Below are 20097 nucleotides of genomic sequence, written 5' to 3'. Positions count from 1 at the left end.
GAAAAAACGACCCTGTCGTTCAGACAGAGTCGTTCGATTCCGATTTGCTTTTTTGCGTCATGTGAGTGGCGTACCAAAATCCGACCGTCATGGATGCAGCATCTAAAATGTAGTGAATCCATTCTCGCGTGTATCCTGCAATTACGGAAGCTGTAAAAAGAGCAATCGTGATGGCGAGCGCCACCCATCTATTAAATGTAACGCGAGTGAACAAAATAACGAGTAAGGCAGGAACAAAAATAGCTAAGATCACTTCTGTAGCTTGGCTCAAATTGTTCATCGGACCGACCTAGCAATCATCAAGCCAAGACGGTGATGGTCATGACGAAAGATGACTTGTTGTTTCAAGCGAAGCTCGTTATTGTGATCTAACACTTCTAATCGACAATGCGCTGCATTGATCTGTATCGCTTCGTACAGCTCTTGCTCGTTTGAAACACGTTGTCCATTAACTTTCACAATCTTTTCACCGATTTCTAATCCCATCTTGTCAGCAGGAGAGCCTTTTAGAACTCCAGCAATTTGAATTCCTTCAGATACAGGAGCTACTGCGTAATGACCTGTATTTTGCAGTCGGTAGCTTTGAATATCCAACACAAGACGACCAATAAAAGCCACGACAAGTGCTACTAAACCGAACCAGTATGTAACGATTCCTAGTACAGCAATTGCTGCGACACTAATTCCCAGAATCAAGATATGTTTGGCGCGTTGCGGTATCGCAAGAAACGGATAGACACTTTTTGAAAGCTGTTGGAATCCTGTCACGTATGGGAACGCTAAAACAGCAAAAGAGGTTTCCCCAAAATGAACAAGTGGCCACCATCCTGCTATACCTGAAAACCACTCTCCAGGTATCAACAGAACTAACGGAAGCAACCAGATACGTTTTATTTTATATTGGACTGCAGAGCCACCTCGTATTGTTTTAACAAGTTGAGGAGACACAATTTGGAGCCCTTGCCGCTTCAAAAGCAAGCCTTCTGCAACTAGGAGAAGTCCTGTGAGAGCAGCAACGGGCCACACGACATTCCAAGAGAACTGAACGGCAGAAAGCGTGAATGGGCCGACCAAAATGCTATAAGACCATTGATCCACTAGCATCCAGATGAGAACACTGATAGATAAAATATAGGCTGCTGAAAGCAGTTGAAATTGAAAAAGTACTAATGCAAGAATAGCGACTAGTGAAACAATCAACAAAAACTCTTCGTTAAAGAGAATGCCTACTAGAGCGAGCACAAGTGATATCACTAAGCCAAAAAGCCAGGAATCTTTGAGGACGCTTGTAAACTCCGTCCACCCGAGTACTAGACGGGTTCTAAAATCTTTGCGCTCTCGCTTCACTCGGAAATAGCCGGTTGCGATTGCAGCAGCGAGCGTTAAAAAGAACAACGGATGTACGAAAAATTGTCCGACGTTCCATAATATCTCTAATAAACGTTGCTGATCCATAGTATCCCTCCCAGCGGTTACTTTCTATTTTAGCAAAGCAACTCAGAGAAAAGTATACTTTTATTGAGAATGTGAAAAGTAATCTAGTGCCAACCGAATCGCTTCATCATTTTCGGGATTTTTGGTATAGGTTTCATAGGCATCTCGTACTAGCATCAAGAAAGAAGCATCCACTTGCCCGGTCTCTGATAAATGATTTACTTTTTTGGAAGTGTTCAAGTAAAGTCGGGTGTTCTTTTGTAGACGGTTGTTGGTTTGTAGGATCGCAAGCAGTTAGAAATAGACTGATTAGAAGTAATACAGAAATGAATGAACGCAAAAAAATCCCCCTTCGTCGAATTATACGAAAGGAGATAGTAAACTATTCGAATTATGGTGTAGATGAAATCAACTGCTCCATCATCGCTTCGTCCATTGGTCCAACAATCTTATGTTGTACAGTCCCTTCAGAGGTTATGATGTAGCTCGTTGGGATAGTCAATGCCTGATAGGCCGTCCCCACTTCCCCTTCTTTATCTAACGGAATAGGAAATGTCAGTTCATAGTCTTCAATGAACTGTTGGATAGTTTCTACCCCATTATCCTTATCAGTCAAATTTACTGCCAAGACTTCCACTTCTTCTTTATTTGCATCGTAGAAATTTTGCATATGAGGCATCTCTGCTTTACATGGTGGACACCAGGTTGCCCAAAAATTCAATATGACTTTCTTTCCTTTATAATCACTCAATCGCACTTCTTCCCCATCTAGAGTGGTCAATGTAAAATCTGGAGGAAGGTCGCCTTTCTTTAACTCTGATCCGGCACTAGAGAGAAGATCCGTTCCTAGCTGCTCATTATTTAACGTATCCACAGAATCTGCATTCTGCTCAGCAAACGAATAAGTTGCAATTCCAATTAAGACAGCTAGGCCAAGTAGCGCTACCCATTTCTTCATGATGTCATTCCCACTTTCTTATTTCTAAAGACCTGATAACTATATAGTACTAGGAGTACGCTAAACATCCAAACAATATACGTTTGAAATACCCCTAGGGGTTGAAAAAAAGCTATAAAAAAAAGCAATCCAACAGGGAGTATGCGAACAGTAACTTTCTTCCATAATAGAACGAAAACTATCACTAGTGTAATAAGTGTCACCAATTCTATAAGTATTGGATTTGAATTAAGTACAACCATAAAAAAGAGATAATAACTTACACTATAAACTGCCATCAACTGGATAATAGATACGGATACTTTCGCTCGAATCAAGCTAATCAAGGCACCAAGTGTCCCTATCACAACTCCTACGTACCCTCCATTGAAATATAAAAGACTAAAAGGCTCGTGAACCACTGCATAAAAGTCAGTTACAATCACGCTAAATTTCCATAGTAGTATGAAGGCAATAGCAGCATCAACAAAGTGACTTGCCACTTGTTTATTGAATTGGAGCAAAAGTGTCAAAGATGTCAAAATGAGTGCTAGTAATACAGCAACCCATGTAGATGGCATAGTCAAGGATACAATGACATACCAGTCTGTAATTTTCATTTAGATGCCTCACTTTCTGCTTCTATGCTAAAGAAAAAAGCAGTCCACGTAAAGTGAACTGCTTGATCATCACATTGGGATATAGCGTAATGGATTAACAGAGTTTGCTGCCATTCCGTTCCAGCTACCTACGTGCACTTCAAAATGTAAGTGAGGACCGGTCGAGTTTCCTGTATTTCCTAAAGCCCCGATTTGTTGCCCTTTGCTCACAGTTTGTCCAACAGATGCATTGATAGCACTCAAGTGCGCATATAATGTTGTAAATGTTTGACCATCAATATTGTGTGTGACCATGACTGCATTACCATACGTACTAAATGGTGCTGCATAGCTTACTACTCCAGCCGCTGCAGATACAACTGGTGTTCCAATGCTGTTTGCAAAGTCTACACCATAGTGCATTTTACCAGTTCCATAGATTGGGTGAACACGGTACCCATATCCGGAAGTCAATGTTCCGTTTACTGGTTTTGTCCAAGCCCCTGAAGAGACTGCTGGAGCTGACACTGTAGAGCTAGAACCACCAGAGCTTCCTGATCCGCCAGAGTTTTGCTGAGCTTTACGTGCAGCTTCTTCTTTGCGGCGTTGCTCTTCTGCTTGTTTACGAGCGATTTCAGCAATTCGTTTTTGTTCTGCTACGATTTTAGATTTTGTTTCTTCACTTAAGTTCGCGATTTCTTCATAATCAGTTTCCATAGCTTGTTGTTCAGTTTTTAGTTTGTTCTGCTCTGCTTCTAACTCATCTAACAGAGTGTTCATTTGAGCGCGCTGACCGTCTAATGATTTCTTTAAATCAACAAGTTCCGCTTTCCGGTTTTCTTGCTGCTGAAGCTTTTGCTCGACTAGCGCCTTCTCATCTTCAAGTTGTTTCTTATCATTTGCTTGGTCGCGTAAAATTTGACGATCCGCTTCCATTAGCGTGGTAACAGCTGAAAAGCGATCAATTAAATCAATGAATGACTCAGCGCCTAAAAATACACTTATGTAGTCAACAGATGAACCGTTCACTTGCGTAGCTCGAAGACGCTCTTTTAGAAGTTCATCTCGCTCTTCAATTTTAAGCTTTAGTTCTTCAATTGATTCTTTTAAATCGGCAATTTCTTTTTCAGTCGTTGCAATCTGAGCAAGAACTTCATCAATTTTCTTCTCAGTTGACACGATTTCGTCGCTTAGTTTCTTAACCTTACCTTCAATCGTCTCAATTTCAGAAGCCTTTTGTTGAATCTCTCCTTTTTTCTCTTTAATAGAAGAGTTCAAATCATTTTTCTGTTGTTCTAATTGTTGTTGTTGTTCTTTCAACTCATCGAGTGATGCGGCGGAAACCGTCCCACTTGTAAATAGTAGGGTTGCTGCAGTTAACCATGTTGCAATTTTCACTTTCCGTGACGTTGTGGACATGTGTTCATTTTCCCCTTTCTTTCACCAGTACGTTTCCTCTATACTTTTAAGAATTTTCGAACGGACATAAAACTTCCCCAAACACCGATTACAATTCCCATTGCAAGTAACAATGCATTGATTTGCAGTAAGAATGGCATTGGTGTAAGTAACGAATAAATTCCCGTTGATGCAAGTTCTACATTTAAGAGATTAAACAAATTGTAATAGGCAACGGAAACAAGTGTTATTGGTAAGAGCGCCCCCATGATTCCGAGCCACATACCTTCAAAAATAAATGGAATTCGGATAAACCAGTTGGTCGCACCTACTAATTTCATAATTTCAATGTCTCGACGACGAGCTACGATAGTGATGCGGATTGTATTGGAGATCAAGAACATAGCTGTAAACAACAATCCAAGAATCAATACCAGTCCAACATTACGGCTAACATCTAAGACGGAGAACAATTTTTGTACTTGTGCTCTTCCATCTTCAACACGCTCTACACTATCTAGTTTTGCTATACGAGAAGCAACTGCCAACGTCTCTTTCGGAGTAGCTGCTTTCACATAAAATGTATTAAATAACGGATTATCTTGTTCATACAATTGGAACTCTTGCCCCATTGTTTCGGCAAGCTTCAGAAGCTCTTGTTCTTTTGAAGAATAAACAACTTCTTGAACACCTAAGGTAGTACTGATTTCTTCTTCTAAAGTAGCAAGCTGTTCTTCATCAGCAATCAGTTCCGCATAAACTTTTACTTCCACATTGTTTTCTAAGTCATCTGCCAGTTTGTTTAAGTTCATCATAATCGCTACAAAAACTCCAACAAGGAGCAATGTGACAGTTACGGCACTAACTGAGGCAAAGGTCATCCAGCCATTCCGGCCAATACTCCGGAAACTTTCTTTGACGTGACGTCCCATAGTTCTAAATTTCATAACCGTAGTCTCCTTCTGCTTCATCTCGGGCAATCATTCCGCCTTCAACTGCAATGACACGGTGTTTTAATGTGTTTACAATTTCTTTGTTGTGGGTAGCCATAATAATGGTTGTTCCCCGAGAGTTGATTTCTTGGAAGATATTCATAATCTCCCATGATGTATCTGGATCTAAGTTTCCTGTTGGTTCATCTGCAATAACGAGCTTCGGTTTATTTACAATGGAACGCGCAATCGAAATCCGTTGCTGTTCTCCACCGGATAGCTCCGTAGGGAACATACGCGCTTTGTGTTTTAATCCTACTAGATCAAGTACTTCCATCACTCTTTTGCGAATCACTTTTGGACTTTCTTCTATTACTTCAAGTGCAAATGCAACATTCTCATACACATTCATTCTCGGAAGAAGTTTAAAGTCTTGAAATACGACTCCGATTTGACGTCTTAGTAAAGGAACTTTTTTAGCTTTAATTTTTGCCAAGTTCATTCCATTGATTATAATGTCACCGCTAGTTGGCTTTTCTTCTCGGTACATCATTTTAATAAATGTAGATTTTCCCGCGCCACTTGGTCCAACTACATATACAAATTCACCTTGTTTAATGTCCACTGTAATCCCGTTCGCTGCCACGATTCCGTTTGGATACTTCTTGTAGACATCTTTCATTTGAATCATATATCTAACCACCTATTTTGTATACTTCGTTTTAGCGCAACAAATCCATTATAACACCTCTCGAAATTTTGTATGTTACAGGTTTATTTCAATTTTATGTAGGAAAAAGAGCACATCCGTTTGGATGTGCTCTACTTCGAAGTACATATTTATTTTTTCTCTGCCAACCAGGCCGCTACCGCTTCCGCTTCTTCTCCTTGAAGAAGTCCTCCAGGCATCGCTCCTCGACCTTCTAAAATTACTGTTAAAATTTCTTCTTCGCTGAGTCGAGATCCAACATCATTTAGTGCTGGGAAGTTGCCTTGACCTTCTAAATTTGTGCCATGACAGCTGATGCATTTTTGATTTGCGATTGCCTCTGCATCAACGGTTGCCGTTTCTCCAGAGTCTGTCGGTGCCTCAGGCTCCGCACTATCTCCACCACAAGCAGCTAGGAATAACATCGATGTAACTGATAAACCGAAAAGCAGTTTTTTCATTGGGCACACTCCTTTATCTTCTATATCCTTAGTATACCAAACTTAGTACCTCTTAAAACCCTCACCTAAAACTTCATACGCATCTGAAACGATGACAAAAGCATGTGGATCCACTGTTTTGACTACCTGTTTCAACTTTGTGAACTCTGTTTGATAAACAACTACCATTAAAATAGGACGCGGCTCTTCTGTGTATCCACCTATTCCTGTCATCTTTGTCACGCCACGATTGACTTGCTGATAGATAGCTTCTTTCATAGCTTGCTCTTGAGAAGTAATTATATGCACCATTTTTGACTGACTAAAGCCAAGTTGGATGATATCAATCGTTTTCGTCGTTGTGAATAACCCAATCAATGCGTATAGCGCTCGTTCAATATCGAATACTAAAGCAGCTGATAACACAATCAATCCGTCAATCATCAAAACACTTGTCCCTAGTGAAAGCCCTGTAAACTTAGTGATGATCTGAGCTGCCAAATCCGTACCGCCAGTTGAAGCGTTTCCTCTAAACACCAGACCAAGACCGGTACCCACTGCGATTCCTCCAAAAAGAGCACCTAAAAGAGGATCGGAAGACCAAGGTTCCCAACTAGAAGTTGCCAATACGACTGCAGGCAGTGTAATCGTTCCTACAAAGGATTTAATCCCAAAATTTTTCCCTAAGATAATGACTCCCGCTATAAAGAGCGGAATGTTGAATGCATATTGTACAATCCCTGGCTGCCATCCTAGCACCGAATAAATGATGGTACTGATTCCACTCACGCCTCCAGAAGCGATTTGATTCGGTAATAGAAAAACGTTGAATCCGATAGCTACTATTGCGGCTCCAATGATGATAAATATATAATCGCGAATCTCACGAACTATTGGGGTTTCTTCTTTTTTTACTCTTCTTTTTTTCATGTTTAGTACCTCGTTATAAGTCTTTAGTGATTACTATAAGGGTTTTCTCGACTGCAATGCTCTATGAAACGTGCTGACTTGGTCAATTTTCCTAAGGGCCGTGCCGAATCTTCCCAATCGATTCACAGGTGAATCGACACGGGTGATATCCGGCATCGACCTGATCCTTCAGGAAAATTGACCAAGATCTTACGCACGTTTCTAGTCGCAATGTATGCATAAAAAAGTCCACTATGGTTGAGTATACCATAGTGGATTTGAATGCTGTTATTGGATTTTTGAGCGAAGATACGCATGAATGAAATTGTCGAGTTCTCCGTCGACCACCGCATGCACATTTCCACTTTCTTCATTCGTACGGTGATCTTTCACCATAGAATACGGGTGGAACACATACGAACGGATCTGAGAGCCCCATCCGATTTCTTTTTGTTCTCCACGAATAGCTGCGAGCTCTGCCTCTTGCTCTTCAATACGTAGTTGATAGAGCTTAGATTTTAACATCTTCATGGCATGCTCACGGTTCTTGATCTGAGAGCGCTCTGTTTGACACGTCACTACGGTATTTGTAGGTAAGTGAGTAATTCGAACAGCGGAGTCAGTAGTATTGATATGCTGACCACCCGCACCACTAGCACGGTACGTATCAATTTTCAGGTCTTCTGTACGAATATCAATTTCAATCTCTTCATTGAATTCGGGCATTACGTCTACAGAAACGAACGACGTATGACGACGTCCTGATGAATCAAAAGGTGAGATCCGTACCAGACGGTGCACACCTTTCTCGGCTTTCAAGTAACCGTATGCATTATGCCCTTTAATAAGTAGAGTTACCGATTTGATACCGGCTTCATCTCCTGGAAGGTAATCCAGTGTCTCCACTTTAAATCCTCTTTTGTCTGCCCAGCGCTGATACATGCGAAGAAGCATAGAACCCCAGTCTTGAGACTCCGTGCCTCCCGCCCCTGGATGAAGTTCCAAGATGGCATTGTTTTTATCGTATTCTTCACTAAGAAGCATTTGAAGTTCAAAGTTTTCAAGTGCTCTGCGGTGGTCAGCTAAAGCACTTTCCAACTCGGCATGCAATTCTTCGTCTGGCTCTTCCTTTAACAGTTCTACTGTCATCTCCAGATTCTCTTGTTCGTCTTCTAACTTTTTATATTGTTCGACGACAGCCTTTAAGCCATTCAATTCATTGATAGTCTTTTGTGCACCTTGTGCATCGTCCCAAAAATCAGGGAAGGTCATGAGCTCATCAAGTTCTTGAATTCGTGCCTCTTTGTTTTCTAAGTCAAAGAGACCCCCTAAAGTCTTGGATTTTTTGCGCAGAACGGTCTAGTTCTGCACGTGCTGCTGATAATTCGATCATGTGAGTTCCTCCACTAATTAGCTGACTGCCCCGTGACAGTTCTTGTATTTCTTGCCGCTGCCGCAAGGACAAGGTTCATTGCGCCCTACTTCAGCGTCTTTTTTCATTGGTTGTTTTTTAACAGGCTTGCCATCTTCTTTCGGATTGACAGCTTGCCCTTTCGCCACTTCTTCACGCTCAAGGTTCTGCTGAATTTCAGCTTTCATCGCATATTTTGCCACATCTTCTGAAATAGAGGCTACCATCGCTTCAAACATCGCGAACCCTTCGTTTTGGTATTCGCGTAAAGGATCATTTTGACCATAAGCACGTAAGTGAATCCCTTGACGCAATTGGTCCATAGCGTCGATGTGGTCGATCCACTTAGTATCAATTGAACGAAGTAAGATAACTTTCTCAAACTCTCGCATACGCTCTGCAGTGAACCGTTCTTCTTTTGCATCGTATTCTGCAAGAACTGCTTGTTTCAGTTCCTCACGGATTTCTTCACGATCTTTGCCTTCAAAGTCCAGTGTTCTTTCAGTATCTTCAGGTAGAAGCGTGGCATTCACATAATCCGTCATAGCTTTTAAGTTCCACTCAGATTTTTGCTCAGAAGTAGTATGAACATCTACAGTGCGATCTACGACTTCTTGAATCATCTTCTCTACTAAGGCACGCACGTTGTCAGTATCTAACACTTCATTACGCTCTTTGTAGATGATTTCACGTTGTTGGCGAAGAACATCGTCGTATTGAAGCAAACGTTTCCGCGCGTCGAAGTTGTTTCCTTCTACACGTTTTTGAGCAGATTCTACAGCCCGAGATACCATTTTCGATTGAATCGGTTGTGTATCATCTAGACCTAAACGTGTCATCATAGATTTCATGTTGTCTGAACCGAAGCGTTTCATCAGTTCATCCTCTAAAGAAAGATAGAACTGAGTCACACCTGGATCTCCTTGACGACCGGAACGTCCACGTAACTGATTGTCAATACGGCGAGATTCATGGCGCTCTGTACCGATAACAGCTAAGCCACCTAATTCTAAAACACCTTCGCCCAATTTGATATCTGTACCACGACCAGCCATGTTAGTGGCAATGGTAACTGCTCCTTTTTTCCCGGCATCAGCAATGATTTCCGCTTCACTTTCGTGGTTTTTTGCGTTCAATACATTGTGAGGGATTTTATGTTTTGTTAATAACGCTGAAATAATTTCAGATGTTTCAATAGCTACAGTACCAATTAAAACTGGCTGACCTTTGCGGTGTTTTTCTGCAATGTCAGCTGCCGCTGCTTCAAACTTCCCTTTCATCGATGCATAAATTAAATCCGGACGATCATCTCGAGCAATCGGTTTGTTGGTCGGAATTACAATAACGTCCATATTGTAAATGTTACGGAATTCTTCTTCTTCCGTTTTAGCTGTACCCGTCATACCAGATAGCTTTTCATACATACGGAAGTAGTTCTGGAATGTAATTGTAGCCATTGTCATTGATTCGTTTTGTACTTCTAAACCTTCTTTTGCTTCAATCGCTTGGTGCAAGCCGTCAGAATAACGACGTCCTTTCATCAAACGACCTGTGAAAGAGTCAACGATGACGACTTCTCCATCTTGAACGACATAGTCTACATCTTTGTGCATGGAGACGTGCGCTTTTAGCGATTGGTTGACTGCATGATTTAATCGAACATGAGTCAAGTCAAACAAGTTGTCGATGTTGAAAGATTTCTCAATCTTCTCAACACCAGTATCCGTTAAGACTACCCCTTTAGTTGACTCATCATAGCTGTAGTCTTCTTCATCGCGAAGCAAACGAACTACGGCATTGGCTTGTTTGTATAGAAGCGCCGCTTTAGAAGCTTGCCCTGAGATAATCAGTGGAGTACGTGCTTCATCAATTAAGATAGAATCCACTTCATCGATAACTGCATAGTGAAGTGGTCTTTGAACTTTTTCTTCTTTATAAAGGACCATGTTGTCTCGTAAATAATCAAATCCTAGCTCATTGTTAGTCGAATAAGTAATGTCACAGAGGTAGGCTTCACGCTTTTCTGCTTTTGTTAGAGCATTCGTATTCAATCCGACAGTCAACCCTAAAAATGTATAAAGTTTACCCATTTGAGCCGCATCACGACTTGCCAAGTATTCATTGACTGTGACTACGTGAACGCCTTTACTTGTTAGCGCGTTCAAGTACACGGACATCGTAGAGGTTAAGGTTTTCCCTTCCCCTGTCTTCATCTCGGAAATATTCCCTTCGTGAAGTGCAGCTGCCCCCATGATTTGAACACGGTAAGGATACTCGCCAAGCACGCGTTTTGCTGCTTCACGAACTACCGCAAAAGCTTCTGGCAGTAATTGATCTAAAGTTTCACCATTAGTATAACGGTCTTTGAATTCAGCTGTTTTAGCTGTAAGTTGTTCATCACTAAGTGATTCCATTTGAGAAGCAAGAGCTTCAACAGAATCTGCAATTTTCTCAAGTTTTTTAATTTCTCGTTTATTGGGATCAAACACTTTATTTAATACACCTAACATGAAGGTCACTTCCTATTTCAGACTTATCTTTCATTTTACCACTGAATCAAAACCGACTTCAAGCGAACGCGTTGAAAAGACCAAAAGAAAAGCCCCTGCATCAGCAGGAGCTTTTGTGTTAGTTTGTTTCAATTAAACCGTATTTTCCATCTTTTCGTTTGTATACAATATTAGTTCCGTTTGATTCAGCATCTGTAAAGATGAAGAAGTTATGTCCAAGCATATCCATTTGTAGGATTGCTTCTTCTTGGTCCATAGGTTTCAAATCAAATGTTTTTGTACGTACGATTGAGTATTCTTCTTCAGATACTTCAGGCTCTGTTGAAGCAGCTTCTGTAGTTGCAAAGTACGTTCCAACGCCTTCACGCTCACGGAACTTACGATTTACTTTTGTTTTGTGTTTGCGAATCTGACGTTCTAATTTATCTACGATCAAGTCGATAGCTGCATACATGTCTGTGTGACGTTCTTCTGCACGCAGTGTTAAATTTTTCATTGGAATTGTCACTTCAACCTTTGTTTGCTTGTCATTGTAAACCTTTAAGTTCACGTTAGCAGTTGAATTCAATTCTTCATTAAAGTAGCGATCAATTTTTTCGATTTTTGTTTCCACATATTCTCGAATTGCAGGAGTTACCTCGATATTTTCTCCACGGATGTTAAAGTTTAGCATGAAAACTCCTCCTTTATAATTGCTATACTACTTATTTCGACATCTCCTACTCTCATTCCTTCTTTTATGCGAAAGAATTTAAAAGATGACTTGTGAAGATTGTACACGTTTCCCAAAGAATTATCCAATAATTCTGTGGTTTCGTGAAAGATAAAAAAAGACTGCTCAAGAAGCAGTCTTTGAATTTTGTGCGTTTTCATACGCAGCAATTTTTTCTTCATATAAAAATGTTAAAGAAATCTCATCCCAACCGTTTAATAGCATTTTCTTTTGATACGGATCGATTTCAAATGAATAGAGTGAACCGTCCTTCCCTAGAACTTGCTGATTGGGCAGATCTACAGTCACGTGTAGTTGTGGTTTTGCAAGAAGTTCCTCCACTTCATGAACAGGAAGACGAATAGGCAAGATCCCGTTCTTCATGCAGTTATTGTAGAAAATATCTGCAAATGAAGGGGCAATCACCACACGGAATCCGTAATCTGCGATGGCCCATGGGGCATGTTCACGTGATGAACCACAACCAAAATTGTCGTGCGCCACTAAAACTTTCGACTCTTGATAGACCGGATTATTGAGGACGAAGTCTGGCTTTTCATTCCCTGATTCATCAAATCGCCAATGATAAAACAAATACTTTCCAAAACCTGTCCGCTCAATTCGTTTTAAGAACTCTTTTGAGATAATTTGATCTGTATCCACATTTTTCTTGGCAAGTGGCGTCACGATGCTCGTAACAAGTTGAAGAGGTTCCATATCATTTGCTCCTTTCTAAACTCCGACTGCGCGTAAATTTCGAACATCTGTCAATTTTCCTTCAATGGCTGCTGCTGCCGCCATAGCTGGACTCATTAAATGTGTACGTGCGCCGTTCCCTTGGCGCCCTTCAAAGTTACGGTTGCTAGTAGATGCACAACGCTCTCCTGCAGGCACAACATCTTCATTCATAGCTAGGCACATGGAACAGCCAGACTCTCGCCATTCAAAACCAGCCTTTAAAAAGACTTGATCTAAGCCGAGCTCTTCAGCTTGTTTTTTAGTCGTTTGTGACCCAGGTACAACCAGTGCTCGAACTCCGGGAGCGACCTGTTTGCCACGGATTACTTCCGCTGCTTCCTTCAGATCACTGAGTCTTGCATTGGTACACGAGCCGATGAACACATGTTGAATGGATACGTCTTCAAGAGCTTCTCCCCCTGCAAATCCCATATAATCGAGTGCTTGTGCTACTGCAAGCTGGTCACTTTCATCCGCAAAATCTGTTGGTTTTGGTACAGAATTTGAAATTCCAGACCCCATAGCAGGATTGGTTCCCCAGGTAACAAATGGCTCAATTTCAGCTGCATCAATCGTGCAGACACTGTCATAAGTAGCTCCTTCATCTGTAGCAAGAGCGAGCCATTCTGCTTCTAACTCACTAAACTTCTCCTTGTCGACATATCGTCGACCTTTTAAAAACTCAACAGTCGTAGCATCAGGTGACACGAGTCCTGCCCGCGCTCCTGCTTCAATGGACATATTGCAGATCGTCATTCGTTCTTCCATAGAAAGGTTTCGGATGACGTCTCCTGTATATTCGATCACGTGTCCAGTACCCATATCAATTCCAAATTTCGCGATGATGGCGAGGATGATATCTTTTGCCGTCACTCCGTATCCAAGCTCTCCGGTCACTCGCACTTCCATCGTTTTTGGTCGTGCTTGCCAGAGCGTTTGAGTAGAAAGAACATGTTCTACTTCACTCGTTCCGATACCAAATGCAAGAGCGCCAAAAGCCCCGTGAGTCGACGTATGCGAATCCCCACAGACTATTGTCTTTCCTGGCTGGGTAAGTCCAAGCTCGGGTCCAATGATATGAACAATGCCTTGATCCGGGTGATCCATATCTGCAAGTTCAATACCGAACTCCTTGCAGTTATCAGCTAATGTATGGATTTGCTTCTTAGCAATTTGATCACGGATGACTGCACGATTGATAGTCGGCACATTATGATCCATAGTCGCAAAACAAAGATCAGGTCTTCTCACCTTTCTACCGGCTAAACGAAGACCTTCAAAAGCCTGTGGTGAAGTTACTTCATGTAGTAAATGTAAGTCTATATAGAGGAGGTCTGGCTTTCCCTGTTCTCTGACAACAACGTGCTGATCCCAAATTTTCTCGATGATGGTTTTCGCCATTACACTTCTCCTCCATTACCCTGAAATATAAGAAAAACAAATACTATCTGAAACAGATTCGCTATCAAGCTCTTCTATTACTTTTGCTGTCCATTCTTCTGTAGTTAACACTCGCCCACCTTGAAGGTCCGCTGTCACATAGCCGTCTTCTAAGACGCGCTCCACAGCATCTTCAATTGCTTGTGCTTCCGCTTGAAGATTAAACGAATGGGACAACATCAAAGCCGCTGACAAAATAGTTCCTGCCGGATTGGCTTTCCCTTGCCCCGCAATGTCCGGCGCGGAACCGTGAATCGGCTCATAGACTCCAAATGAGTCATCTCGCACACTCGCTGAAGGCAACATGCCAAGAGAGCCCGTAATCATAGAAGCCTCATCACTTAAAATATCTCCAAAAAGATTTTCTGTTACCACTACATCAAATGAGGAGGGTTCTTTGATCAATTGCATAGCTGCCGCATCTACTAAGACGTGTTCTACATGTACGTCCGGATAGCCTACACGCTTTTCTTCTACAATTTCACGCCACAATTTACTAGAGGCAAGAACATTTGCTTTATCCACAGAGGTTACTTTTCCGTTTCTTTTTCGGGCTAATTGGAATGCCGTGTCAACGATGCGCTCGATTTCTTTACGTGTATAGACGAGTGTGTCTACTGCCGCATCCGCTGTCTTTTTACGAGGCTCTGAGAAATAGAGTCCTCCTGTCAGCTCACGGACAATCACAAAATCAGTCCCTGCAACTACTTGTTCCTTCAGTGGAGAAGCTACTTGAAGTGCTTTGTAAGCTTTCACTGGGCGTAGATTGGCATATAGATTAAACTGCTTCCGAAGTGCAAGCAGACCTTTTTCAGGACGAATCGACGGATCAACGGAATCCCATTTTGGTCCTCCAACAGAACCTAGTAAGACGGCATCCGCCTTTTCACAGCTGTTTATTGTAGCATCAGGTAGAGGCTCTCCTATAGCATCAATAGCTGCTCCTCCGATTAATGCATAGTGGAAGTCAAATTCATGATGAAATCGTTTCGCTACCGCTTGTAGTACACGGACAGCAGCTTGTGTCACTTCTGGTCCAATCCCATCTCCAGGTAATACGGTAATCTGTTTCTTCATCTAATCTCCTCCTCTAATGGACCGCGCTTAATGTACGTTCCTTTTGTAATTGACGGTTAATTGCATTCAAATAGGCTTTTGCACTCGCTTCAAGAACATCTTGTGAAGCATTTCTGCCAATCGATTCTTGGTCTTGGAATCGGACTTTCACGACGGCTTCTCCAAGAGCATCGCGTCCTTTGGATACGGAACTCACTCGGTAATCAAGGATCCGCACGGTCCCTTGTACAACTCGCTCAAGAGTATTGAAAATGGCTTCTACAGAGCCTGCACCTGTATCGGATACAGTGACTACGTCTCCACTTGGTGCCGTCACGCGAACAGTAGCGGTTGGAATGTTAGAAGTCCCGTACTGTACTTGGACACTTTCCAGTTCATAAACCGGTGTGTCTGTGACCGTCACTTGTTGATCCGTCAGCAAAACAAATAAGTCTTCTTCTGTGATTTCTTTTTTGCGATCTGCCAGATCTTTGAATGCGCTAAATGCAGTAGCATATTTGTCATCAGATAACTGGAAGCCCATGGACTTCGCTTTGTTGATAAAGGCATGACGACCCGAGTGTTTTCCAAGTACTAACTCGGTCGTAGCGTCTCCAATTAATGCTGGAGTGATGATTTCATACGTCTCTGGATTTTTCAGCATTCCATCTTGATGGATTCCCGATTCATGCGCAAATGCATTTCTTCCGACTATAGCTTTATTTGGTTGAATCATGACACCAGTCAATTGACTAACGAGCTGACTTGTCCGTTTCGTCTCTTTCAAGACGATTCCAGAGTGAGTTTGATAATAATCTTCCCTGATGTGCAGGGCTACTGCAATTTCTTCAAGAGCGGCATTTCCTGCGCGTTCTCCGATGCCATTGATTGTGCCTTCAATCTGAGTAGCACCATTCTCTATAGCTGCTAATGAGTTGGCTACCGCCATTCCTAGGTCATCGTGACAGTGAGCAGACATTTTGACTTTCTCTATGCCTGGCACTGTCTCTTGTAGATAGCGGAAAAGAGCGCCATATTCAGCTGGAGTTGTATAGCCGACTGTATCTGGAATGTTAATAGTTGTCGCTCCAGCTTTGATCACTTCTGTAATGATACGCGCTAGAAACTCTTTGTTTGATCTGGTTGCATCTTCAGCCGACCACTGTACAAGTGGAAAGTACTTGCGAGCAAGTTTGACAGATTCGACTGCGATTTCGACTACTTGATCCGGAGTCTTCTTCAATTTGTACTCCATGTGAATTGGTGAAGTAGCAATAAACGTGTGAAGATGCGGCTGTGCTCCGTATTTTAGCGCTTCATAAGAAGTGAGAATATCAGAAGGAATAGCTCGAGCGAGACCCGTCACTTTCGCATCTTTCACGATTTGAGCGATCTGCTTTACGGCTTCAAAATCACCCGGTGACGAAGCAGGAAAACCTGCTTCAATCACAGCAACTCCGTAGCGCTCCAGTTGTTTGGCAATTTCAATTTTCTCTGCTGTATTTAAATTGATTCCCGCGGACTGTTCCCCGTCTCGTAAAGTTGTGTCAAAAATATCAATTTTGGCCACTCGTCACCACTTCCTTCTCTGGTTGTTTTGTAGCTTGGACAAATGGCATCATCTCACGAAGCTTGGCACCTACTTCTTCGATCTGGTGCGTCGTTTCGGCTTGTTTGATTCGTGTATAATTTGGTCGGTCCTGTTCATTTTCTTGAATCCACTCTTTCGCAAATTTCCCTTGCTGGATATCTGTTAAAATGTCCTTCATGCGCGCTTTCGTATCTGCATCGACGACACGTGGTCCAGATACAAAGTCTCCCCACTCTGCTGTATCAGAGATTGAATAGCGCATGCCTGTCATTCCGCCTTCATACATCAAATCAACAATCAGCTTTAGTTCGTGCATCGTTTCAAAATACGCAAGTTCTGGTTGATAGCCAGCTTCGACTAACGTTTCAAATCCAGCTTTTACTAGAGCCGTCAGTCCTCCACATAAAACTGCTTGTTCCCCGAATAGGTCCGTCTCTGTCTCTTCTTTAAATGTTGTCTCCAATACACCAGCTCGTGCACTACCGATTCCTTTTGCATAAGCAAGCGCCACTTCACTAGCTTTACCTGTTGCATCTTGGTATACCGCATAAAGTGCAGGAACTCCAGCACCCGATTCATAAGTTCTGCGTACCAAATGACCAGGACCTTTAGGAGCTACTAGGAAGACGTCTACATCTTCAGGTGGCACGATCTGACCGAAATGAATATTGAAGCCATGTGCAAACACTAAGGCTTTACCAGCAGTTAAGGCTGGTTTGATTTCTGCTTCGTATACCGCTTTTTGACGTTCATCTGGTAGTAATACCATTACAACATCCGCTCCAGCTGCAGCTTCTGCCACAGTTGTGACTTCTAATCCGTCTTGTTTTGCTTGGTCGAAGGATTTCCCTGGACGAACACCTACTACGACGTCAAACCCACTGTCTTTCAGATTGCGTGCATGGGCATGTCCTTGTGAACCGTACCCGATAATTGCTACTTTCTTCCCCGCTAGTGCTTGTTCTGAAATATCTCCGTTATAGTACATGTTTGTCATTTTCCATTCCTCCTAATAAGCTAATAGTTTTGTTTGTGTAGGGTATTTCTGTTGTTCTCTAGTAAATGCTGTGACGCCAGTACGGGTAAGTTCTTTCACACCGTATGGCCGAACTAGTTCAATAAAAGCATCGATTTTTTCAGGGTGACCTGTGATCTGATAAGTGACCACTTGTCTCCCAGCATCAATGATTTGAACTCGAAACGGTTCGATCAAGTTTGATAGCTCCAATCGTTTTGTAGCAGGTGCTTGTACTTTGACAAGTGCCAACTCACGAACCACGATGGCTTGATCTGTCAAATCTTGAACCTTTAACACATCAATTTGTTTTTGCAATTGCTTCAACAGTTGCTCAAGTTTCTGAGCATCTTCTACATGGACGATAAACGTCATTTTAGAGACATTGTCCTGTTCCGTATGGCCCACTGTCATGCTTTCAATATTGAACTGTCGCTTCATCAGTAAGCCTGTCACTCGGTTCAACACGCCACTTTGATTCAATACAGTTACTGTGATGATGCGTCTCACGAAGGCTTCACTCCAATCATTTCATGTAAGGCTTTTCCGGGCGCCACCATTGGTGTAACAGGCTCGTGCTGCTCAATTCGACAATCAATCAGAACCGGCTCGTCCGAAAGAAGAAGCTCTGGTAGTAGCTGCCGCGCTTGCTCCAGCGTGTCAATCCTTACCCCTTGAATGGAGTACGCTGAAGCAAGTTTTTCAAAATCTGGTTGAACCGGCATCAACGATTGGGAGTAGCGCTCTTCGTAAAATGCTGTTTGCCACTGTCTTACCATTCCCAGGCTCTGATTGTTCAAGATCACTACTTTTACAGGTAATCGATATTCTTGGAGTAACGACAATTCTTGCAAAGTCATTTGGAAGCCAGCATCTCCTACGACTGCAATGACACGTTCTTTAGGAAACGCAAGCTGTGCACCAATTGCAGCTGGGAAGCCAAACCCCATCGTTCCTAGCCCTCCTGAAGTGATCCACTGGTGGGGTTTCTGAAATCCGTAATACTGGGCAGTCCACATTTGATGTTGGCCTACATCCGTTGCCACAATGGCTTCACCTTTTGTTACTTGATGAATGATTTCAAGCACTTGTTGTGCTTTTAAACCATCCCTTTTGTAATGAAGCGGATGAAGTGCTGCATTTTGTTTCAGAGTATCTACCCACTCAGATTTCTCGTGACTAACAAGTTGTTGTTTCAGAAGCTGCCGTAAAGCTGCTTTCGCATCTGCCACAATGGGAATCGCAGTTGGGACGTTCTTTCCGATTTCAGCTGGATCGATGTCGATATGAGCGACTTTTGCATGAGGTGCGAAACCGTTCAAGTTTCCTGTAAGTCGATCGTCAAACCGTGCTCCAATATTGACTAATAAGTCGCATTCTTGGATGGCCATATTAGCCGCGTACGTTCCATGCATCCCTGCCATCCCAAGATAGCGAGGATGATTATCTCGAACAGCTCCAAGACCTAATAATGTAGAGACTGCAGGAACTCCTGATTGCTCTAGTAACGTTGCTAATTCGTCGGTACCTTTTGCCGCCAACACACCTGCTCCAATCAGAAACAATGGTTTTACTGCCTGATTCATAGCATCTGCCAGCTTCTGAATCTGCAAGAAGTTGGGCTCCGTTGTCGGCTGATAACCTGGGAGGTTCACGGGATGGACGGTCCAATCTAATTGCTGTACCGTATCAGCAGCCAAATTTTTTGGAACGTCGATCAGAACAGGACCAGGTCTACCTGTAGAAGCTATATGAAAGGCTTCTCTTACTATGCGAGGTAAGTCACGAGCATCCTTCACCTGATAGTTGTGTTTTGTGATAGGCTGCGTAATTCCTAGTACATCTGCTTCTTGAAAGGCATCTGTGCCGATAACAGTGCTCGCTACCTGTCCTGTAAAAACGACAAGGGGTAGAGAATCCATCATGGCATCGGCGATTCCTGTAACTAGGTTCGTCGCTCCCGGACCGGAAGTGGCGATGACCACACCAGGCTTTCCTGAAACACGTGCGTATCCCTCAGCTGCGTGGATGGCGCCTTGTTCATGACGAGCTAAAATATGTGGGATTGGATTTCTATATAGAGCATCGTAAATCGGAAGAACAGCACCTCCTGGATAGCCAAATAGTAATTCCACTTGCTGCTCATGGAGCAACTCAATGAGTAGATCTGCACCTGAAAGTTGCACCGTTTTTTCTGCCTGCATGACCATTCGTTTCACTCCTTTTTGGGTATAAAAATAGCCCTATGCAAAAGAACACAAAGATT

At 42.6% G+C, this 20097-nt stretch carries 19 protein-coding genes; all 19 read right to left on the bottom strand.

What is annotated here, in order from left to right:
* Positions 1 to 19: 19 nt before the first annotated feature.
* Entirely contained in the window at positions 20 to 280 is a 261-nt protein-coding gene (locus CF394_RS01340) for a CsbA family protein (protein WP_094941470.1), read from the bottom strand.
* The gene (locus CF394_RS01335; protein WP_094941469.1) at positions 277 to 1455 is read right to left on the bottom strand and encodes a PDZ domain-containing protein; all 1179 of its coding nucleotides are present in this window, start codon (positions 1453 to 1455) and stop codon (positions 277 to 279) included. The genes CF394_RS01340 and CF394_RS01335 overlap by 4 nt, the downstream gene beginning before the upstream one ends.
* Before the next feature lie 370 nt (positions 1456 to 1825).
* The gene (locus CF394_RS01330; RefSeq protein ID WP_341476717.1) at positions 1826 to 2392 is read right to left on the bottom strand and encodes a redoxin domain-containing protein; all 567 of its coding nucleotides are present in this window, start codon (positions 2390 to 2392) and stop codon (positions 1826 to 1828) included.
* The gene (locus CF394_RS01325) at positions 2389 to 2991 is read right to left on the bottom strand and encodes a hypothetical protein (RefSeq protein WP_094941467.1); all 603 of its coding nucleotides are present in this window, start codon (positions 2989 to 2991) and stop codon (positions 2389 to 2391) included. The genes CF394_RS01330 and CF394_RS01325 overlap by 4 nt, the downstream gene beginning before the upstream one ends.
* Positions 2992 to 3060: 69 nt before the next feature.
* Complete coding sequence (locus CF394_RS01320) at positions 3061 to 4389, bottom strand: murein hydrolase activator EnvC family protein (RefSeq protein WP_094941466.1); 1329 nt, start codon at positions 4387 to 4389, stop codon at positions 3061 to 3063.
* A gap of 38 nt (positions 4390 to 4427) precedes the next feature.
* Positions 4428 to 5315, bottom strand: coding sequence for a permease-like cell division protein FtsX (ftsX, locus tag CF394_RS01315; RefSeq protein WP_094941465.1), 888 nt, complete (start codon positions 5313 to 5315; stop codon positions 4428 to 4430).
* Positions 5305 to 5991 (bottom strand): cell division ATP-binding protein FtsE, encoded by a 687-nt coding sequence (gene ftsE / locus CF394_RS01310; RefSeq protein WP_094941464.1) that lies wholly within the window; start codon positions 5989 to 5991, stop codon positions 5305 to 5307. Before ftsE ends, ftsX begins: the two co-directional genes overlap by 11 nt.
* Positions 5992 to 6140: 149 nt before the next feature.
* Positions 6141 to 6470 carry a cytochrome c551 gene (cccB, locus tag CF394_RS01305; RefSeq protein ID WP_094941463.1) on the bottom strand — a complete coding sequence of 110 codons (330 nt, stop codon included), beginning with the start codon at positions 6468 to 6470 and terminating at the stop codon, positions 6141 to 6143.
* A 42-nt stretch (positions 6471 to 6512) separates the two neighbouring features.
* Positions 6513 to 7379 carry a YitT family protein gene (locus CF394_RS01300; RefSeq protein ID WP_094941462.1) on the bottom strand — a complete coding sequence of 289 codons (867 nt, stop codon included), beginning with the start codon at positions 7377 to 7379 and terminating at the stop codon, positions 6513 to 6515.
* A gap of 267 nt (positions 7380 to 7646) precedes the next feature.
* Positions 7647 to 8748 (bottom strand): peptide chain release factor 2 gene (gene prfB, locus CF394_RS01295; protein WP_106408201.1). Its coding sequence is split into 2 segments (ribosomal slippage): positions 7647 to 8675 and positions 8677 to 8748, totalling 1101 coding nucleotides; the frame shifts between segments, so codons are not numbered across the junction.
* A 20-nt stretch (positions 8749 to 8768) separates the two neighbouring features.
* Entirely contained in the window at positions 8769 to 11279 is a 2511-nt protein-coding gene (gene secA, locus CF394_RS01290; RefSeq protein ID WP_094941461.1) for a preprotein translocase subunit SecA, read from the bottom strand.
* 118 nt (positions 11280 to 11397) lie between these two features.
* Positions 11398 to 11952, bottom strand: a complete 555-nt coding sequence (hpf, locus tag CF394_RS01285) for a ribosome hibernation-promoting factor, HPF/YfiA family (RefSeq protein WP_094941460.1) — start codon at positions 11950 to 11952, stop codon at positions 11398 to 11400.
* 165 nt (positions 11953 to 12117) lie between these two features.
* The gene (gene leuD, locus CF394_RS01280; RefSeq protein ID WP_094941459.1) at positions 12118 to 12708 is read right to left on the bottom strand and encodes a 3-isopropylmalate dehydratase small subunit; all 591 of its coding nucleotides are present in this window, start codon (positions 12706 to 12708) and stop codon (positions 12118 to 12120) included.
* A 15-nt stretch (positions 12709 to 12723) separates the two neighbouring features.
* Entirely contained in the window at positions 12724 to 14130 is a 1407-nt protein-coding gene (gene leuC / locus CF394_RS01275; RefSeq protein WP_094941458.1) for a 3-isopropylmalate dehydratase large subunit, read from the bottom strand.
* 15 nt (positions 14131 to 14145) lie between these two features.
* On the bottom strand, positions 14146 to 15246 hold the full coding sequence (gene leuB / locus CF394_RS01270) for a 3-isopropylmalate dehydrogenase (protein ID WP_094941457.1): 1101 nt from the start codon (positions 15244 to 15246) through the stop codon (positions 14146 to 14148).
* Between the two features lie 13 nt (positions 15247 to 15259).
* Positions 15260 to 16795, bottom strand: a complete 1536-nt coding sequence (locus CF394_RS01265) for a 2-isopropylmalate synthase (RefSeq protein WP_094941456.1) — start codon at positions 16793 to 16795, stop codon at positions 15260 to 15262.
* Positions 16782 to 17813, bottom strand: a complete 1032-nt coding sequence (gene ilvC / locus CF394_RS01260; protein ID WP_094941455.1) for a ketol-acid reductoisomerase — start codon at positions 17811 to 17813, stop codon at positions 16782 to 16784. Before ilvC ends, CF394_RS01265 begins: the two co-directional genes overlap by 14 nt.
* 12 nt (positions 17814 to 17825) lie before the next feature.
* Entirely contained in the window at positions 17826 to 18341 is a 516-nt protein-coding gene (gene ilvN / locus CF394_RS01255; protein ID WP_094941454.1) for an acetolactate synthase small subunit, read from the bottom strand.
* The gene (gene ilvB / locus CF394_RS01250; RefSeq protein ID WP_094941453.1) at positions 18338 to 20041 is read right to left on the bottom strand and encodes a biosynthetic-type acetolactate synthase large subunit; all 1704 of its coding nucleotides are present in this window, start codon (positions 20039 to 20041) and stop codon (positions 18338 to 18340) included. The genes ilvN and ilvB overlap by 4 nt, the downstream gene beginning before the upstream one ends.
* Positions 20042 to 20097 lie beyond the last annotated feature (56 nt).

It is taken from the genome of Tetzosporium hominis (genome assembly GCF_002265435.1).
GTDB classification, from domain to species: Bacteria; Bacillota; Bacilli; order Bacillales_A; family Planococcaceae; genus Chryseomicrobium; species Chryseomicrobium hominis.
The sequence above is the reverse complement of the archived record's forward strand: the minus strand, read 5'-3'. Positions and strand labels throughout refer to the sequence as shown.

What these genes read in the sequence shown, in the direction of transcription:
- cccB (WP_094941463.1), bottom strand. Translation starts at nt 6,470, where the DNA reads ATGAAAAAACTGCTTTTCGGTTTATCAGTTACATCGATGTTATTCCTA.
- hpf (WP_094941460.1), bottom strand. Translation starts at nt 11,952, where the DNA reads ATGCTAAACTTTAACATCCGTGGAGAAAATATCGAGGTAACTCCTGCA.
- CF394_RS01325 (WP_094941467.1), bottom strand. Translation starts at nt 2,991, where the DNA reads ATGAAAATTACAGACTGGTATGTCATTGTATCCTTGACTATGCCATCT.
- secA (WP_094941461.1), bottom strand. Translation starts at nt 11,279, where the DNA reads ATGTTAGGTGTATTAAATAAAGTGTTTGATCCCAATAAACGAGAAATT.
- CF394_RS01335 (WP_094941469.1), bottom strand. Translation starts at nt 1,455, where the DNA reads ATGGATCAGCAACGTTTATTAGAGATATTATGGAACGTCGGACAATTT.
- CF394_RS01340 (WP_094941470.1), bottom strand. Translation starts at nt 280, where the DNA reads ATGAACAATTTGAGCCAAGCTACAGAAGTGATCTTAGCTATTTTTGTT.
- leuC (WP_094941458.1), bottom strand. Translation starts at nt 14,130, where the DNA reads ATGGCGAAAACCATCATCGAGAAAATTTGGGATCAGCACGTTGTTGTC.
- leuB (WP_094941457.1), bottom strand. Translation starts at nt 15,246, where the DNA reads ATGAAGAAACAGATTACCGTATTACCTGGAGATGGGATTGGACCAGAA.
- ilvC (WP_094941455.1), bottom strand. Translation starts at nt 17,813, where the DNA reads ATGACAAACATGTACTATAACGGAGATATTTCAGAACAAGCACTAGCG.
- ilvB (WP_094941453.1), bottom strand. Translation starts at nt 20,041, where the DNA reads ATGGTCATGCAGGCAGAAAAAACGGTGCAACTTTCAGGTGCAGATCTA.
- leuD (WP_094941459.1), bottom strand. Translation starts at nt 12,708, where the DNA reads ATGGAACCTCTTCAACTTGTTACGAGCATCGTGACGCCACTTGCCAAG.
- ftsX (WP_094941465.1), bottom strand. Translation starts at nt 5,315, where the DNA reads ATGAAATTTAGAACTATGGGACGTCACGTCAAAGAAAGTTTCCGGAGT.
- ftsE (WP_094941464.1), bottom strand. Translation starts at nt 5,991, where the DNA reads ATGATTCAAATGAAAGATGTCTACAAGAAGTATCCAAACGGAATCGTG.
- CF394_RS01300 (WP_094941462.1), bottom strand. Translation starts at nt 7,379, where the DNA reads ATGAAAAAAAGAAGAGTAAAAAAAGAAGAAACCCCAATAGTTCGTGAG.
- CF394_RS01330 (WP_341476717.1), bottom strand. Translation starts at nt 2,392, where the DNA reads ATGAAGAAATGGGTAGCGCTACTTGGCCTAGCTGTCTTAATTGGAATT.
- CF394_RS01320 (WP_094941466.1), bottom strand. Translation starts at nt 4,389, where the DNA reads ATGTCCACAACGTCACGGAAAGTGAAAATTGCAACATGGTTAACTGCA.